The sequence below is a fragment of the Paraglaciecola mesophila KMM 241 genome (assembly GCF_000315015.1).
Taxonomy (GTDB): domain Bacteria; phylum Pseudomonadota; class Gammaproteobacteria; order Enterobacterales; family Alteromonadaceae; genus Paraglaciecola; species Paraglaciecola mesophila.
Genome location: NZ_BAEP01000056.1, coordinates 82,093 through 99,936, shown reverse-complemented (window position 1 = coordinate 99,936; position 17,844 = coordinate 82,093). Strand labels below are relative to the sequence as shown.

The window sequence follows — 17,844 nt, the reverse complement described above, 5'->3', positions numbered from 1 at the left end:
AACAACAACCAACCAATATATGAAGGCACAAATAACGAGCGCCAGTAATAAAGCTAATATCAGTCTTGAATGATTAATCCCGCTTTTCGCTTGCACATTTTTCTGCCCATGAAGCATCGCACCAATTAAGGGCTTCTTAAGCAATAGTTCGTAACTTAAAATAGCACTAATGTGTAAACCAATAATCACCAACAATACATCGAACAAGGTGTGATGCAGCCACTGCATGGTACCTTGTGTTTCATCAGATACGCTGGAGTAATAAGGCCCAGTGAATAACACATCATCGGTGACGAACAGACCACTAATTGCCTGAGTGCCAACCACAATCAAAATAGCGGGCACCATTAAGGCGCCGAGTGGATTGTGGCCAGTGTAGGTAGATGGATGGCGAGTTATTAAGGTACGGCTGTAATGAAAAATTGCACTGGGTCCGCGTAAAAATGAACTAAACCGCGCATGTTTTGGCCCAACAAATCCCCAAATTATTCGAAATATCACCAAGCCAAGTAAACCGTAACCAAATTTAGCGTGTAAATCTATGTAGCCATCTAATACGTCAGCCGTTAGCCATTGTGCAAAAATCAGCAGTACAAGGGCCCAATGAAAAATGCGTAAGGGAAGATCCCAGACCAGTGTTTTGTTGTGTGTCATATTTTGGCTCGAATAATGAATACTAGAAATGGAAATATACAGAATATTGTTACTGGCGATTAAGCACAACTCAAGAGGAATTAAGTATTTGTCTTCTTATTGTCGAATTTTCATCGTTATTCCCTGCGTTGCTAGGAGTAAATGCCTGAACAGTTGTGCGACAATTAGTCAATTTCACCATGGTAAACACCTCTTACCAGTCTAATAGTCCACTAAATGGATATTTCACGCTGATATTTGGCTGTTTTTACTAAAAATAAAGTAGCATATTCTCTATTTTCAAGCATAAAATGCGCGCAAAACTACTATGACTTTTCTTTAAATAAATTGGGGTCAAACAACAAGGTACAGCACATAATCCAGAGGATTGCCGCTGTGGCCAATTTATCACCTTATAAACACGACTGAGATTTCCTATGTTGCAGGCAAACTTACCATCAATACGCCAAACTATTCGCACTAATACTTACCTCAATGAGGGGGAAAGTGTTGAATATATGCTCAATACCAATCCATTGAGTGAAGAGGCACGCAATAACGTACATGCAACGGCGTTATCATTCGTAGAGCAGTGTCGAGCGAACCCCGATAAGCAGGGTTTATTTGACGCCTTCCTACAAGAATACAGTTTATCGAGTCATGAAGGTGTCGTGTTGATGTGTTTGGCAGAAGCACTATTGCGGGTGCCTGATAGCTATACTGTGGACCGGCTTATTGCTGAAAAAATCCACCTTGGCCAGTGGGGTGAGCACATAGGTAACTCTGAAGAGTTACTGGTGAATGCTGCAAGCGTCGGCTTATCGCTTACCAGTAAAATACTGGGTAAAGAGCCGGGTATCAATGAAGAGCCAAGCAGCTGGTTTCGTAAGCTCATTCAGCGTGTGGGTGAGCCTGTTGTGCGCGGGGCGACATTGCAGGCCATGAAATTTATGGGCCAGCAATACGTATTGGGTCGGGACATTAAAGAAGCAGCAAAGCGTGGTAGAAAAGGCAATGTCGAAGGTACTCGCTTCTCTTTTGATATGTTAGGGGAAGGGGCGAGAACCTACAAAGATGCCAAAAAATATTACGAAGCCTACTTATCAGCTATTCGTTCCATTGGGCACAGCAACGATGAGAGCGATGTCAATCTAGCGGACGGGATCTCGGTTAAGCTCAGTGCATTGCACCCACGTTATGAATTCAGTCATCACCAATTGGTCATCGACGAATTACTGCCTAGTGTATTGTCTCTGGCGCTTGAAGCTAAAAAATTCAATATCGGTTTTACCATTGATGCAGAAGAAGCAGCTCGCTTGGACATTGAACTTGATGTGTTCCAAGCATTGGCATTTGCACCCGAGTTAGCGAACTGGAACGGATTGGGTTTTGTGCTGCAAGCGTATCAGAAACGAGCACTTTTTGTAGTGGACTGGTTGGTCGAATTAGCGAAAGCCAGTGAACGCACATTGATGGTTCGTTTAGTAAAAGGCGCATATTGGGATGCAGAGATTAAACATGCTCAAGAAATGGGGCTAAGTGAATTTCCGGTTTTTACTCGAAAAGTTCACACTGATTTGAGTTATCAAGTTTGTGCTGGAAAATTGCTCGATAACCGGGATTGCATCTACCCACAATTTGCAACGCACAACGCCTACACCGTAGCGCTAATTTTGGAAATGGCGGGAGACGACACCAGTAGTTTTGAGTTTCAGCGTCTACACGGTATGGGGGATTTACTTTATGGCCAAATCAGAGAAACAACTGGGCGTGAGTTACCTCTAAGAGTTTACGCCCCAGTAGGTGTACACAAAGATTTACTACCTTACTTAGTGCGCCGATTACTCGAGAACGGGGCAAACGGTTCGTTTGTTAATCAATTCTTAGATGGCAAAATCGCCGCTTCGAACCTGGTGCAGAGTGTTGAAACAACCATTGGCAAAGCCCAGGGCAAACGAAATACTCAGATTCCCCTAGCTCAGGATATCTTCAACGCCTTCGGTGAAAAGCGTGATAATTCTCGGGGTATTGATTTAGATGATCCGCTTGCGTTTGATACGGTTGCCCAACAAGTAAGTGCTTTTTCCGATAAAAAGTGGCAGGCAGGACCGATCATCAATGGCGTGATGAGCACTGACAATGCTTACCCTCTGTATTCACCAGCCGCTACTGACAGTGTGATAGGGTACTGCACTGATGCCTCCGCAAAGGATGTAGATATAGCAATGAATGCGGCGTCTGCAGCGCAACCAGCTTGGCAATCAACGCCGGTTAATCAGCGTGCGCAGATCATGGAAAAAGTCGCTGATTTATTAGAAGCGCAGACAGAAGAGCTGACGGCACTGATCAGTTTTGAAGCTGGGCGTACCTTAAACGACGGTATATCAGAAGTGCGTGAGGCTGTTGATTTTTGTCGCTATTACGCGTTACAAGTACGTCATTTGGTATCCGATAGCCCGACCCAACCAAAGTTAAAACAAGGCCAAGGTGTTTTCGTGTGCATTAGCCCGTGGAACTTCCCGTTAGCTATTTTTGTTGGGCAAATTGCAGCCGCGTTAGTGGCAGGTAATACAGTCTTGGCCAAACCTGCAGAACAATCGCCGTTGATTGCGACTCAAGCTATTCAGCTGATGCACAACGCAGGGGTGCCTACTGATGTATTGCACTTACTAACTGGTTCTGGACGCGAACTTGGCCCAATATTGATGGCTGATGAGAGGGTTGCAGGGGTCGCATTTACTGGCTCTACCGGTACAGCGCAAAGTATTCAAAAAGAGCTGATCAAACGTGGAACCACCTTGCCGCCTTTTATAGCTGAAACGGGCGGACAAAATGTCATGTTGGTGGATTCAACAGCACTACCAGAGCAGGTCGTTGATGATGTCATTCAATCTGCATTCTTAAGCGCTGGGCAGCGTTGTTCTGCGCTGCGTGTATTGTATGTACAAAATGATATCGCAGATAACTTGATTGACATGCTAAAAGGTGCGCTCGATACCCTACAAATAGGTCAACCTTGGAAACTGAGTACAGACCTTGGACCTGTTATTGATGCAAATGCACTCACTACATTGCAAGAACATTGTGAAAAAATGTCCAAAGAAGCCAAACTTGTTGCCAAAGCAAATGAACCAAGAGACGTTAAAGGCTTTTATATTCGCCCCCACGTATTTGAAATTGAACACATTAATGTATTAGAGCGCGAAGTCTTTGGGCCAATCTTACATATTGTTCGCTATAACGCCAAAGACTTAGACCGTGTTCTTAAAGACATTAATGATACAGGTTATGGCTTAACTCTGGGTGTGCATAGTCGCCTCAAAGAATTCGCTGATAAGGTTTACGCTGAAACACATGTCGGTAATACCTATATCAATCGGAATATGGTCGGGGCGGTCGTTGGGGTAAACCCGTTTGGGGGCCATGGTTTATCAGGTACTGGTTTCAAAGCCGGTGGTCCGCACTACTTATTACGTTTTACTAATTTATGGGCTGCTGAGACGGTTGTTGATGAAGTACCTAGCGAAATATCAGAGACGTCAACCTTAAGTAAAGACACCCAAATGAGTCTTCGCGTGGCCAAAGCCGGGCAAAGTACTTGGCAAAGTTTGCCCATCACCGAGCGCATTAAGTTGATTGAGAATGCTTTCGTGGGCGCTCAACATCTACCGGCATTTTCAGCGATGCCAGCGGAGAGCCAAAAGCAAGCTGCACGTATGTTTGCACAAGCGCGGCACAATTTTGGTGAGCCAATAACGTTACCAGGGCCAACAGGTGAAACGAACGAACTATCGTTGCACGGTCGCGGTGTCTTTTTAGTTGTGCTCCAAGAAGGTGATGAAATTACCAACCTAGTGCAAGCAATGGGAGCTTTGTTAGCAGGCAATAGTATTGTACTTATTCATTTGGGGAAAACGCCAGCCAGTGCCAGCTCGGTTTACAAAGCGTTAGAAAGTTTTGTGCCGATGGCGAACGTGCAATGTGCTGATTTGCAAAAAGAGCTAATGGCGTTGTTATTGAACGACGGTATTGCAGGCGTAGCAGGAAGTAATAGCCCTGGTCTTATTAGCACTTTGGGTGCGCGAAAGGGGGCAATCATCCCATTTGTGGGAAGTATGTCAGCAGATTATAGTTTGCTGCGTTTTGCCACAGAAAAAACCAAGACGGATAACGTCGTTGCCACAGGCGGTAATGCGATGCTGCTAAATCTTAAAGAGTAAACTTAAGGTTGATATTATCCGTTGTTGTTGATTTAAGCAGCACTTATCACTGGATGATTAGTGTTAATGCTGCTTAAATTAAGCCTTTTGGGTAATTTACCTAACACTAATTCTGTCTATGATTAGCATGAACAAAACTAAAAACGATAAAATCGTGTTACTACAAGGCAAATACAATGAAAAAAGGCCAAGACACCTTAGACCGCACTGACCTTAAAATACTCGATATACTGCAAAGAGAGTGTCGTATATCTAACGTAGAATTAGCCAACCAAATACATTTAAGCCCCACACCGTGCTTAGAGCGTGTTCGTCGTTTAGAGAAAAACGGCTATATAGAAAAATACGTTGCTCATTTAAACCCTAAAAAGTTGAAAGCTAATTTGACGGCCTATGTACAGCTTTCACTTGCCAGTACCAGTACTGAGTCAGTAAAAGAATTTAATCAACAAGTCAGCGAAATTGATGAAATTGTTGAATGCGCTATGGTCGCAGGACAGTTTGATTACCTGATTAAAATCCGTATTGAAAACATGGATGAGTACTGTAAATTTTTGGGTTCAAAATTAGCCTCCATAAAAGGCGTGACTCAAACTCATACCTACGTCGTAATGGAAGAAGTTAAGTCAACTCATCTCATTCAATTATAAGAAATGATAGATTGACCTGTTTGTGTGGCTGAAAGCCTGATGTAAATCAGGCACAATGTCGTCACAGATTACTTTGACGTACAAGCAGCATGAATAAAATTGCAATATTTGGGGCCAACGGCCGAATGGGTCGCGTATTAATTGAAGCGATAGATCAATCGCAGAATGCAACATTAAACGCGGCATTTGTCAGAGCAAGCTCTTCTATGATGGGTGTCGATGTTGGTGAACTAGCGGGCATAGGACAGCGTGGACTCACTGTCACTGACGCCAATTCCGCTGACTTTTCGCAAATTGACATTGTTATCGATTTCACCCTCCCAGAAGCGCTCGAAGCCAATTTAGCCCTGTGTGTCCAGCAAAAAAAGCCAGTCGTCATCGGCACGACAGGTTTAAACCAACAGCAAAAAGACGCTCTGCAACGGGCGAGCCAGCATATTCCTATTGTTTTTGCTGCTAATTACAGTATTGGGGTTAATCTATTACTCAATTTAGCTCGTCAAACTGCGCGCGTTATGGGGGATACGGCAGACATCGAAATTATAGAAGGCCATCACAGATTTAAAAAAGATGCGCCATCTGGCACCGCTGTCGCCATAGGTGAAGTTATCGCTGATGAGCTTGGCCGTGACCTATCGACCTGTGCCGTATATGGCCGTGAAGGTGACACGGGAGAGCGTGACCATAAAACGATTGGCTTCGCTACTATTAGGGCAGGGGATATAGTGGGCGAGCACACTGCACTGTTTGCAGATATTGGTGAGCGAATTGAATTGACCCATAAAGCGTCAAGCCGGCTGACCTTTGCTAATGGTGCTGTTAAAGCCGCTGTTTGGCTCAAGAATAAACCCGCAGGGCTCTATGATATGCAAGATGTATTGGGCCTAGCCTGATACGTCCAGCATTGAGTGAGCATAACTTAGGTTTTTAACCCTTAGTGTAGTAAATGTGGTTGAAAGCACTGTTTTGACAATTTTTCTAATTGGGAATAGACCTTAATCAGGCTTTCATGTATATTATTGCGAATTTGCCAAATTTTAGTGGGTTTTTAATAAATCCACGGAATTAATAGCTGCAAATACGGTAAAGCGGGATGTAATTCAACTAGTTACAGCCCGTTTTTTATAGGTTTTTGCACATTGCCCGTGTAAACACCTTAGGTTAACTATATTCGGAGGTTGACTTGGCTAATTCCGCCCTTTTAGTGCTAGAAGATGGGTCTGTTTTCAATGGCACGGCTATCGGAGCGACTGGTATGTCTGTTGGTGAAGTGGTGTTTAACACCTCAATGACAGGTTATCAGGAAATTCTTACTGATCCCTCTTACGCAGAACAAATCGTAACTTTAACCTATCCCCATATTGGTAACACCGGTACCAATAGCGAAGATTGTGAATCAACAAAAGTGTGGGCTAAAGGCCTCATTATTAGAGATTTACCGCTGCTAGCGAGTAATTTCCGTAATGAACAATCGTTGTCTGAATATCTTCGCGTAAATAACATTCTTGGTATCGCAGATATCGACACCCGCCGTTTAACGCGTATTTTACGTGATAAAGGCGCGCAAAATGGCTGCATTATTGCGGTTGATTCAAGCTCTGACATTAGCCTTGATAAAGAATTGGCCCTTGAGAAAGCAAAAGCATTCTCTGGTTTGAAAGGTTTGGATCTTGCCAAAGAAGTGACCACTGACGAAGTTTACAGTTGGACTGACGGTTCATGGACACTCGGCCAAGGCTTTAACGAAAAGCAAACTGATTTAGCGTTTCACGTCGTTGCCTACGATTTTGGTGCCAAACACAACATTTTACGTATGTTAGTAGACAGAGGCTGTCGATTAACGGTGGTACCTGCTAAAACTACCGCAGAGGATGTACTGGCGTTAAACCCAGATGGCGTGTTTTTATCCAACGGCCCTGGTGATCCTGAGCCGTGCGTTTATGCAATCGAAGCCATTAAGACCCTGCTCGATAAAAACCTGCCTATTTTTGGTATCTGTTTAGGGCATCAGTTACTGGCGTTAGCCAGTGGTGCAAAAACCGTAAAAATGAAATTCGGTCATCATGGTGCTAACCACCCAGTGAAAGACATTCTTGGTCAGCGCGTCATGATCACCAGCCAAAACCACGGTTTTGCTGTTGATGAACAATCGATGCCGGACAATTTAGATGTTACCCATGTGTCACTGTTTGACCAGTCATTACAAGGTATACATCGTAATGATAAGCCCGCGTTTAGCTTCCAGGGACACCCTGAAGCGAGCCCAGGCCCTCATGACGCGGCACCCTTGTTTGATCACTTCATTGAATTGATGCAAGCAACACGCTAAGACGACCCTTAAGCCCCAAATTTAGAGTAACAAGCACAATGCCAAAACGTACCGACATAAAAAGTATCTTAATTATTGGTGCTGGACCGATCGTCATCGGCCAGGCCTGTGAATTCGACTATTCAGGTGCGCAGGCGTGTAAAGCACTGCGTGAAGAAGGTTATCGAGTTATTTTAGTTAACTCTAACCCTGCAACCATAATGACCGACCCTGAAATGGCCGATGCTACCTACATCGAACCTATCCATTGGGAAGTGGTTAGAAAAATTATAGAAAAAGAACGTCCTGATGCCATTTTGCCAACCATGGGCGGACAAACCGCACTTAACTGTGCGTTAGATTTGGATAAACACGGCGTACTCACCGAATTCGGTGTTGAAATGATTGGCGCTACAGCAGATGCCATTGATAAAGCGGAAGATCGCGAACGTTTTGATAAAGCAATGAAATCTATTGGTCTTGAATGTCCACGCGCTGAAATTGCTCATAGCTTAGATGAAGCATTTGATGTATCTACGCGTATTGGTTTCCCCTGTATTATTCGCCCGTCTTTCACCATGGGTGGCAGCGGTGGTGGTATTGCTTATAACGTCGAAGAGTTTGAAGAAATCTGTCGTCGTGGTCTTGATTTGTCACCTACGTCTGAACTGTTGATTGATGAATCATTGATTGGTTGGAAAGAGTATGAAATGGAGGTAGTACGGGATAAAGCAGATAACTGTATTATCGTTTGTACTATCGAAAACTTTGACGCCATGGGTGTTCATACCGGTGATTCGATTACGGTTGCGCCAGCGCAGACACTTACCGATAAAGAATTTCAAATCATGCGTAATGCCGCTATGGCCGTATTGCGTGAGATTGGCGTTGAAACGGGGGGTTCAAATGTTCAATTTGGTGTTGACCCACAAACTGGTCGTTTAGTTATTATCGAAATGAACCCCCGTGTATCTCGTTCATCTGCTTTGGCATCCAAAGCGACGGGCTTCCCCATTGCAAAAGTAGCGGCGAAGCTCGCCATTGGTTACACCTTGGATGAACTTGCCAACGATATTACAGGTGGTTTAACACCTGCTTCGTTTGAGCCGGCCATCGACTATGTTGTGACAAAAATCCCTCGTTTTAACTTTGAAAAATTTGCTGGTGCAAATGATCGACTAACGACTCAAATGAAGTCAGTAGGTGAGGTCATGTCTATTGGCCGTAACCAACAAGAATCATTACAAAAAGCACTACGGGGACTAGAAGTTGGCGTAAACGGATTTGATTCTATTATCGATTACACCGACCCAGAGAACAAAGCGACCATCATTCGCGAACTACGCGAGCCAGGCGCAGAGCGCATTTGGTACATAGCAGATGCTATGCGTATGGGCATGGATATCGAAGAGATTTTTGCCTTAACGAATGTTGATCGTTGGTTCTTGGTGCAAATAGAAGATCTGGTCAAAGAAGAACAAAATGTCGCGAACATCGGTTTATCTGGTATAGATGCCACATTAATGAACAGATTGAAGCGTAAAGGGTTCTCTGATGCGCGTATTGCGGATTTGACCGGTGTCGACCAAGGTGATGTGCGCGAAATACGCCGTGGCTTTGATATTCATCCTGTCTACAAGCGTGTTGATACTTGTGCCGCTGAGTTTGCCTCTAGCACTGCGTATATGTACTCAACCTACGATGAAGAATGCGAAGCAAATCCGACTGATAAAGATAAAATTATGGTTATCGGTGGCGGCCCCAACCGTATTGGTCAAGGTATTGAATTTGATTATTGTTGTGTTCATGCTGCCTTAGCAATGCGTGAAGATGGCTACGAAACTATCATGGTCAACTGTAACCCTGAGACGGTTTCTACCGATTATGATACATCAGACCGTTTGTACTTTGAATCAGTGACCTTAGAAGACGTACTTGAAATTGTACGTATCGAGAAACCCGTTGGCGTTATTGTGCAATACGGTGGTCAAACCCCGCTTAAGTTAGCGCGTGATTTAGAAGCTGCTGGCGTACCAATCATTGGTACTTCACCTGATGCGATTGATAAAGCAGAAGATCGTGAACGTTTCCAGAAAATGGTCAACAAGTTAAATCTTAAGCAACCAGCGAATGCGACGGTAAGCAATCTTGAAGAAGCGTTGCTAGCGGCTGAGAAAATTGGTTTCCCATTGGTTGTTCGTCCTTCTTATGTACTTGGCGGGCGCGCGATGGAAATCGTGTATGACTTAAAAGACTTGAAACGTTATTTAAACAATGCGGTTAAGGTCTCTAATGACTCACCTGTATTGCTCGACCGTTTCTTAGATGACGCGATTGAAGTGGATGTGGACGCTATTTGTGACGGTAAAGAAGTCATGATTGGCGGTATTATGGAGCACATCGAACAAGCAGGTGTGCACTCAGGTGACTCGGCATGTTCGCTTCCGCCTTATTCACTTAGCAATGACATTCAAAACGTCATGCGTGAACAAGTAAAAGCGATGGCTTTGGAATTAGGTGTTGTCGGCTTAATGAACACCCAATTCGCAGTAAAAGACGGCGAGGTATACTTAATTGAAGTAAACCCTCGTGCTGCTCGTACTGTTCCGTTTGTGTCTAAAGCGACAGGTTTACCCATCGCCAAAATTGGTGCTCGCGCCATGGCTGGCCAGTCTCTTGCTTCGCAAGGTCTAAGCAAAGAAGTCATTCCTCCTTTTTACAGCGTTAAAGAAGTGGTGTTGCCTTTTGCTAAATTCCAAGGCGTTGACCCCTTGCTTGGCCCCGAAATGCGCTCTACCGGCGAAGTGATGGGAGTAGGTGATACCTTCGTAGAAGCTTACGCCAAAGCAAATTTAGGTGCGGGTGAGCCCATTCCAGCAGGAGGGAAAGCATTGCTTTCTGTTCGCCTTAACGATAAAAATCGTATTATCGAATTAGGCCGAGCCATGGTCGCAAAAGGATTTAACCTTGAAGCAACTCGCGGAACGGCTGAAGTATTGAATAAAGCCGATGTGCCTTGCTCGATTGTGAACAAGCTATCTGAAGGTCGTCCTAACATCGTAGATGCGATTAAAAACGGTGAATATTGTTATATTATCAATACCACTGAAGGACGCCAGGCAATCGATGATTCTGTGTATATTCGTCGAGAAGCTTTGCTTAATAAAATTCCTTATACCACCACTATGAATGCGGCATTTGCCACGGTTAATGCAAATAAAGCAGACGATCGTGCCAGAGTGCATTCAGTACAAGAATTACATAAGCGCTTAGTTTAATCGTTTATTAATTCGGTGCTGGGCGTTGATTTATTGCGCTCAGCACTTATTTATTATTTATGTACAACAACAAACAAAAATAAAGCGAGCTATTGATCAATGACTCAATACCCTATGACGGCCAAAGGCGCAGAAATGCTGCGTGAAGAGCTACAACATTTAAAGTCGGTAAAACGTCCAGAAATTATTAAATCGATTGCGGAAGCCCGTGAACACGGAGATTTAAAAGAAAACGCTGAATATCATGCAGCGCGTGAGCAGCAAAGCTTCTGTGAAGGGCGTATTCAAGACATCGAAGGTAAGTTATCAAATATACAAATTATCGATGTCACCAAAATGACCAACACTGGAAAGGTTATTTTTGGCACGACAGTTACCATTTTAAATTTGCAAACTGACGACGAAATTACTTACAAGATTGTGGGTGATGATGAAGCAGACATTAAGAATAACCTTATTTCAGTCAGCTCGCCCATCGCCCGTGGGTTAGTCGGTAAGCAGTTAGACGATGTGGTTACCATTCAAACGCCTAAGGGCGCGATTGAATTTGAAATCATTGAAGTAGAGTACGTCTAACCATTTACTTGCATGATGCATGATGCATGAGGTAATTTTTACCCCTTATCGTCAAAAATAAAAAGCGTGCTTTCAGTACGCTTTTTTATTGTCTAATGAAAAGTTGCGAGATTCATGAATATGACACTCGAACTAGCCCTCGCCGTGGAGCATCATCAAGTTTATTGCACTAGTGAACCCGTGGTTTAGTAAGCTGCTGAATAACTTGTTGGTTCAGCGCGGCCAGATTGTGGGAGCTTCGGCTGGTATATAAACCTTGGTCGACGACGAGATCCCGGTCAACAACCTTAGCACCGGCGTTTCGCAAGCGATTGAGAACAGTTGGAAATGACGCGACAAGTCTGTTTCTCAAAACGTCTGCTTCAAGCAACATCCACGTACCTTGATTGATGGCAACCACGGGCTTGAGCTTAGCATCCACAAAGAATGCCTTTACAAAATCTACCGCGTCTCTGTCTTGCAACAGCGCATCTGGGTTGAACAAGCCGCCGGGTAAAATAAGTGCGTCATAATCATCAGCTGAGACTTTTGACACGACCTTATCGACATCCACCTCTATACCCCATTTGCTGCCGTTCCAGCCGATTATAGTCCCAGGCTCAAGTGAGATAATGTGCACATCAACCCCTGCCTCAGTAAGGGCGTCACGGGTTTCTACTAATTCACATTGTTCAAAGCCATCCTTGGCAAGTATGGCTGCAGTTTTTTTATCTGTTAGCGTCGTCAACATCCGTTGCTCCTTCTTTGCTGCATATGTACTTTTATCCCTTACTGGTTAAAAGTAGCAAAAATGCATTTAGCGTTATTAAGCAATAATCAAACCAAATAAATCGGCATTAGTGGCCTAGCAGCACTATATTTTAACCATTGATTTATAATGGAAAATTGCTAATAGTAGAAAATTAGACTGAATACTTCGCTGTTAGTTTAGTCATAATAGTAGAAAGTTATGTAAATTTAGTCGCAGAATATTGGCTTTTATGTCACAAAGATTTACAGCAAAAAAGCACTTACGGTAGGTATATTTACCATAATGCTTATTTTAGGATGTTTAATTTACCCCTTTAACGGGTTAATACAGCTTATTGTTAACAAAGCTGACGTTATCTATATCAAATGTACAGGTTTTTTACCCGAAAGGGTCTGGATTGCACCGAGCGCATGGCCCTGAACCAAAAAATCGACAGGCACTAATACCACCTACGCTATCATGTACAAGCTAGTTGACCGTGATACCCTGCGCGCAGATATTTTCTGACACCATTTTGAGGACTAGCCACTTTGAAAAGCGTTATTTTGTATATTGTGACAGTTCTTATTTGGGGCTCGACGTGGTTGGCGATTGAGTTTCAGCTTGGGGATGTGCCTGCGCAGGTTTCGTTGGTCTATCGATTCGCTATAGCCGCCTTTGTTATGTGGTGCTACTGCATGTTTAAAGGTGTGAACATGCGGTTTTCAATGACAGATCATGGCTTCTTTATGGTACTGGCCTTGTGCAATTTTGGCCTAAATTATTTAATCTTATATTGGGCACAAAATTACCTCACCTCTGCTATGTCTTCTATTGCGTTTTCAACCCTACTGTTAATGAACATAGTCAACACACGTTTGTTCTTTGGACGACGTATCGCTAATCGTATTTATATTGGTGCCTTGCTTGGGGTAGTTGGTTTAGTCGCTCTGTTTTGGCCTGACATAAAAGATCTCGATTTTTCCAGTGATGCCATGCTTGGTTTGGGCCTTGCCCTTGGCGGTACCTTTTTAGCGTCATTGGGCAACATGGCGAGCGTACGCAATTCATCCAATCACGTGGGTGTTATGCAAGGTAACGCATGGGGGATGCTGTATGGCACGTTAGCCCTTGTTGGTGTGGTGTTACTCAGTGATGCGCAATTTACCTTTTCTACTGAGCCTAGTTACGTTATCTCTTTGCTTTATCTGTCGTTGTTCGGCACAGTGATTGCGTTTGCGTGTTACTTTTTATTATTGCGAGATATTGGCCCTGAAAAAGCCAGTTATTCGATTGTATTATTCCCAATTGTGGCTGTGATCTTGAGCACCATTTTTGAAGGATTCCTATGGCACGCCAACACGGTGTTTGGATTTGTATTGGTATTAGCAGGAAACGCCATTGTGCTTACGCCAGTCGCAAAGATTAGAAACTGGTTAGGGTAGGTGAGTGGGAGATAGTTGTTCATCACAATTCAAAAAAGTCCCTAGCGATAGCGCGTTAAAAAAACGCGCTACATGTCTGAAAAATCTAATGCGGCTTGAGTACTTTATTAAGCTGTGTGATTAAATCGAATTGCAATCAAAAGGCCTAGCAGACTTAACAGCCATGCCCCAAGGTCGCCTAAATAACGATAGGGCGTAATTCCAGTGACTTTTTGTATTTCATCATTTAAAACGCCAGTCTCGAACTGAGGCAACCGGCTTTGTACTTCGCCGTTTGCGTCGATAAATGCAGTAATGCCGTTGTTCGTTGAACGTAGCACTGGTAGCCCGAATTCCTTTGCACGTACCTGTGCAATCTCTAAATGTTGTGCAGGGCCATGTGAATGGCCGAACCATGCGTCGTTACTCACAGTAATAATAAAGTCAGTATCGGCGTACAGGTTTTGTCGGATTTGCCCAGGAAACGCGATTTCAAAACACAGGGCAGGCGCAAAATGATAGCCATTCGCCACTAAATTTGCCTGTTGGTAATCGCCTCGGGTGAATGACGACATTGGTAAATCAAATATGGGCGCTAACCCTCGTAACCAATCTTCCATCGGAATGAACTCACCGACTGGCAATAAATGGTGTTTATCGAAACGATTAGCTTGCGGATAATGATAGTGCCCCTCGCTATCCGTAGCCTCTTTAAGGCCAACACCAATAATGCTGTTGTACGCTTGACGCGTTTCAAAATTGTAGTTAACTATGCCGGTCAGTAAACCTACGCCGTGCTCTGCGGCCTCTTGATCAAGTTGCATCAAGTAATCTACGGCTATCGGCTCAAGTTGCGGTATCGCGGCTTCAGGCCAAATAATGACTTGGTTTTCCCAATGTGCTTCTGTTAGCTCAAGATATTTCTGCATGGTGGGCCAGTCTTGCTCAGGCGCCCAGCGTATGTCTTGGGCTATGTTACCTTGCACCATGGCTATTTTAACCGGCTTATCAACAGAGGAGACCCAATTGTACTGGTTCAAGGTCCAGCCACTGAGGTAAACGAACATCGCCAACACGATAGGCGCCATATAACGCTTATTCATAAACCACACAGCAGATGAAGCACAAAGCGCCATGAGTAACGCGGCAACACCAAACTCGCCTATTACAGGGATCCAACCTGCCACAGGACTTGATATCTGGCTATAGCCAATGGAAAGCCACGGAAAACCAGTTAAAAATATGCCTCTTGCCCATTCGCACAGCAACCAAACGAAAGGCAGTGCAAGGCCCCATACTGCAGGCGTAAAATATCGCTTGGCTAATTTGCTGAATAGCATGGGATACAGGGCTAAATAACTGCACAGTAATACCATTAGGCCAATTGAACCTGCCAGAGGCAAGCCACCGAAATCGGCGATGCTCACATGCACCCAACTGATACCCGCTCCAAACCAGCCTAAACCAAAACTAAAGCCTAATTTAGCGGCTTGCTCTGGGCGGGCTTTGTATAAGACACATAAGTAAGCCGTGAGAGCGATGGGCATCACTGCCCAATACGAAAAAGGAGCGTAGCTTAGGGTTAAGCTCGCTCCAAATAACAATGATAAAATATATAACATGTGCGTTATGGCACCTAATCTTCGCTGTGGGGAAGGGTAACCTTTAATTGAATAAGGCGTCTGGCATCAGAGTTAGTAACCGTAAAAACGAAACCATTTATACTGACTTTCTCATCGCGCATGGGCATATGTCCAAACGCTTTTAGCACAATCCCACCTATGGTATCGGCTTCTTCTTCGTCAAAATCAGTTTTAAAGAACTCGTTGAAATCCTCTAATTCTGTTAGCGCTTTGACTGAATAAGTATGTTTATTTAAGGCACGTATATTATCGGTATTGGTTTCTTCAGCGTCATGCTCATCTTCAATTTCACCGACGATCAGCTCGAGAATATCCTCGATAGTCACTAAGCCAGAAACACCGCCGTATTCATCCACCACAATGGCCATATGAAAGCGCTTTTGTTGGAACTCTTTAAGCAGTACATCAACCCGTTTACTTTCAGGCACAATCACCGCCGGGCGAAGCACCTGCTTGAGCTCAAACTCTTTGCCCGGAAGAAATGCGTACTTTAGTAAATCTTTAGCGAGGATAATCCCTTCTATATGATCTTTATCTTCACTGATGACAGGAAAACGAGAGTGCGCTGAGTCCAACATGATCGGTAAAAATTTATCTACGGTCTCGGTAATGTCAATGGTGGTCATTTGAGCGCGAGGGATCATGATTTCTCTAACACGCATCTCACTGACTTCCATGACCCCTTCGATCATCTCGCGAGTTTCTTGGTTGATGACTTCTCGTTGTTCTGCATCAGTGATGACAGAGAAGAGTTCGTCTTTGCTTTTCGGTTCTCCCGTGAATGATTGGACTATTTTATCCAACCAACCTTTGTTGGCAGAACCGCTAGTAGAGGGGGGGTTATCTTCGCTCATGATCTCGTTAAATTATGGTTTGAGTGGCTATCATCATTGATCTTGGTAAGGGTCGTCAATCGAAAACTGTTTAAGTATATCAACCTCTAACGCTTCCATCTCATGTGCTTCGTCATCGTTAATGTGGTCAAAGCCAAGTAAATGCAAGGCTCCGTGAACGATCATATGTGCCCAATGATGGTGTAATTTTTTATGTTGTTCTTGGGCTTCGTGGGCTACAACGTCGGCGCAAACGACCAAATCACCCAATAAGTTCAAGCTTAAACCCGGTGGGGCTTCAAAAGGAAAAGACAACACATTAGTCGGTTTGTCTTTTCCTCTGTAGGTATGATTCAGCTCTTGGCTTTCTTGTGAATCCACAATCCGTACGGTAAGTTCATGCTCTGGCAGCTGCTGATGTGCAAGGACCGCGTCTAACCAACGCTGAAAATCATCAGCGCTGGGTAAATTGGCGGCATCACTAGCAACTTGCAGATCAACAATTGCACTCATAAGTTGTCGCTTTGTTGCTGAGTATGTTCAGCTTTCTTTTGAATACGGATACGTTCTTGCTGGGTTTCGTAGTCTTCGTAGGCCATAACGATTCGAGCAACCACAGGATGGCGCACCACGTCGTTGGCGTTAAAGAAGTTAAATGAAATATCGTTAACATCCTTTAATACTTCAATGGCGTGACGAAGACCCGATCGCGTTCCTCGTGGTAAATCAACTTGGGTAATGTCCCCTGTGATCACCGCTTTGGAATTAAAACCGATACGCGTCAAAAACATCTTCATTTGTTCTACTGTTGTGTTTTGGCTTTCATCGAGAATAATAAAAGCATCATTAAGTGTGCGCCCGCGCATATAAGCTAATGGGGCTACCTCAATAACATTGCGTTCAATCAATTTTTCGACTTTTTCAAAACCAAGCATTTCGAACAATGCATCATAAAGAGGGCGCAGATAAGGGTCGACTTTTTGGGATAAATCACCAGGTAAAAAGCCTAACTTCTCGCCAGCTTCTACTGCAGGACGAGTGAGCAGAATACGGCGGATCTCTTGACGCTCTAAAGCATCGACCGCTGCGGCAACCGCAAGATAGGTTTTACCGGTACCAGCTGGCCCAATACCAAAGCTGATATCGTGGGTTAAGATATCCGATACATATTTTGACTGATTTGGGTTGCGCGGTTTTACGACACCCCGTTTGGTTTTGATATGCACTTCTTTACCGTAATGGCCTGCTTCAGCGCGCTCAAGACATTTAGCCTCTTGGATCGCAAGATGAACCTGATCAGATTCTAAATCAGGGATTTCGCCGCGCACTGGTTGGGTTTCAATATACAACAACTTAAGTAACTGGGCCGCACCACTTGATTGCAGTGGTTGGCCTGTCACTTTAAATTCATTGCTGCGATAGGTAATTTCTACCCCAAGGCGGCGCTCAATTTGTTTGATATTGTCATCAAACGGTCCACATAAACTGGCCAAACGTTTTAAGTCAGATGGCTCTAACACAATTTCATTACTGGTAAGTTTGCTCAATC

The 17,844-nt window shown here is 44.1% G+C and carries 13 protein-coding genes; 7 read left to right on the top strand and 6 right to left on the bottom strand.

Translation table 11 applies throughout. From position 1 onward, the window contains the following. Nucleotides 1-654 (bottom strand): cytochrome b/b6 domain-containing protein (locus GMES_RS14080; RefSeq protein ID WP_039987477.1); only part of this gene is annotated, 654 nt, incomplete at its 3' end. A gap of 416 nt (nt 655-1,070) precedes the next feature. Between GMES_RS14080 and putA the strand changes: the two genes are divergently transcribed. The 6 genes from putA to greA all read left to right on the top strand — a co-directional run bounded on the left by putA (nt 1,071) and on the right by greA (nt 11,665). Continuing rightward, nucleotides 1,071-4,853, top strand: coding sequence for a bifunctional proline dehydrogenase/L-glutamate gamma-semialdehyde dehydrogenase PutA (putA, locus tag GMES_RS14075; RefSeq protein WP_006993388.1), 3,783 nt, complete (start codon nt 1,071-1,073; stop codon nt 4,851-4,853). Nucleotides 4,854-5,029: 176 nt separating this feature from the next. Next, nucleotides 5,030-5,503, top strand: a complete 474-nt coding sequence (locus GMES_RS14070; RefSeq protein WP_006993387.1) for an Lrp/AsnC ligand binding domain-containing protein — start codon at nt 5,030-5,032, stop codon at nt 5,501-5,503. Between the two features lie 89 nt (nt 5,504-5,592). Next, a complete protein-coding gene (dapB, locus tag GMES_RS14065; RefSeq protein WP_006993386.1) occupies nt 5,593-6,396 on the top strand; it encodes a 4-hydroxy-tetrahydrodipicolinate reductase in 804 nt (267 codons plus the stop codon). Between the two features lie 290 nt (nt 6,397-6,686). Then, nucleotides 6,687-7,832 (top strand): glutamine-hydrolyzing carbamoyl-phosphate synthase small subunit, encoded by a 1,146-nt coding sequence (gene carA, locus GMES_RS14060; RefSeq protein WP_006993385.1) that lies wholly within the window; start codon nt 6,687-6,689, stop codon nt 7,830-7,832. A 38-nt stretch (nt 7,833-7,870) separates the two neighbouring features. Then, on the top strand, nt 7,871-11,089 hold the full coding sequence (carB, locus tag GMES_RS14055; RefSeq protein ID WP_006993384.1) for a carbamoyl-phosphate synthase large subunit: 3,219 nt from the start codon (nt 7,871-7,873) through the stop codon (nt 11,087-11,089). Nucleotides 11,090-11,188: 99 nt separating this feature from the next. Beyond that, nucleotides 11,189-11,665 (top strand): transcription elongation factor GreA, encoded by a 477-nt coding sequence (greA, locus tag GMES_RS14050; RefSeq protein ID WP_006993383.1) that lies wholly within the window; start codon nt 11,189-11,191, stop codon nt 11,663-11,665. Nucleotides 11,666-11,834: 169 nt separating this feature from the next. On the opposite strand, the gene GMES_RS14045 is transcribed toward greA, so the two are convergent. Beyond that, complete coding sequence (locus tag GMES_RS14045) at nt 11,835-12,395, bottom strand: protease (protein WP_006993382.1); 561 nt, start codon at nt 12,393-12,395, stop codon at nt 11,835-11,837. 551 nt (nt 12,396-12,946) lie between these two features. On the opposite strand from GMES_RS14045, the gene GMES_RS14040 reads away from it, so the two are divergent. Continuing rightward, entirely contained in the window at nt 12,947-13,840 is an 894-nt protein-coding gene (locus GMES_RS14040; RefSeq protein ID WP_006993381.1) for a DMT family transporter, read from the top strand. A gap of 107 nt (nt 13,841-13,947) precedes the next feature. Here the strand turns inward: GMES_RS14040 and lnt are convergent, their stop codons facing one another. The 4 genes from lnt to GMES_RS14020 are packed head-to-tail and all read right to left on the bottom strand — an operon-like array spanning nt 13,948 to nt 17,842. Then, nucleotides 13,948-15,441: an apolipoprotein N-acyltransferase gene (gene lnt / locus GMES_RS14035; RefSeq protein WP_006993380.1), complete on the bottom strand. Its 1,494-nt coding sequence runs from the start codon at nt 15,439-15,441 to the stop codon at nt 13,948-13,950. Between the two features lie 14 nt (nt 15,442-15,455). Next, complete coding sequence (corC, locus tag GMES_RS14030; RefSeq protein ID WP_006993379.1) at nt 15,456-16,316, bottom strand: CNNM family magnesium/cobalt transport protein CorC; 861 nt, start codon at nt 16,314-16,316, stop codon at nt 15,456-15,458. Between the two features lie 33 nt (nt 16,317-16,349). After that, nucleotides 16,350-16,808, bottom strand: coding sequence for an rRNA maturation RNase YbeY (ybeY, locus tag GMES_RS14025; protein ID WP_006993378.1), 459 nt, complete (start codon nt 16,806-16,808; stop codon nt 16,350-16,352). After that, the gene (locus tag GMES_RS14020; protein WP_006993377.1) at nt 16,805-17,842 is read right to left on the bottom strand and encodes a PhoH family protein; all 1,038 of its coding nucleotides are present in this window, start codon (nt 17,840-17,842) and stop codon (nt 16,805-16,807) included. Before GMES_RS14020 ends, ybeY begins: the two co-directional genes overlap by 4 nt. Between the last annotated feature and the right edge of the window lie 2 nt (nt 17,843-17,844).

Coding starts and splice junctions, on each gene's coding strand:
- lnt (WP_006993380.1), bottom strand. CDS start 15,441: ATGTTATATATTTTATCATTGTTATTTGGAGCGAGCTTAACCCTAAGC.
- carB (WP_006993384.1), top strand. CDS start 7,871: ATGCCAAAACGTACCGACATAAAAAGTATCTTAATTATTGGTGCTGGA.
- greA (WP_006993383.1), top strand. CDS start 11,189: ATGACTCAATACCCTATGACGGCCAAAGGCGCAGAAATGCTGCGTGAA.
- putA (WP_006993388.1), top strand. CDS start 1,071: ATGTTGCAGGCAAACTTACCATCAATACGCCAAACTATTCGCACTAAT.
- ybeY (WP_006993378.1), bottom strand. CDS start 16,808: ATGAGTGCAATTGTTGATCTGCAAGTTGCTAGTGATGCCGCCAATTTA.
- dapB (WP_006993386.1), top strand. CDS start 5,593: ATGAATAAAATTGCAATATTTGGGGCCAACGGCCGAATGGGTCGCGTA.
- GMES_RS14045 (WP_006993382.1), bottom strand. CDS start 12,395: ATGTTGACGACGCTAACAGATAAAAAAACTGCAGCCATACTTGCCAAG.
- corC (WP_006993379.1), bottom strand. CDS start 16,316: ATGAGCGAAGATAACCCCCCCTCTACTAGCGGTTCTGCCAACAAAGGT.
- GMES_RS14070 (WP_006993387.1), top strand. CDS start 5,030: ATGAAAAAAGGCCAAGACACCTTAGACCGCACTGACCTTAAAATACTC.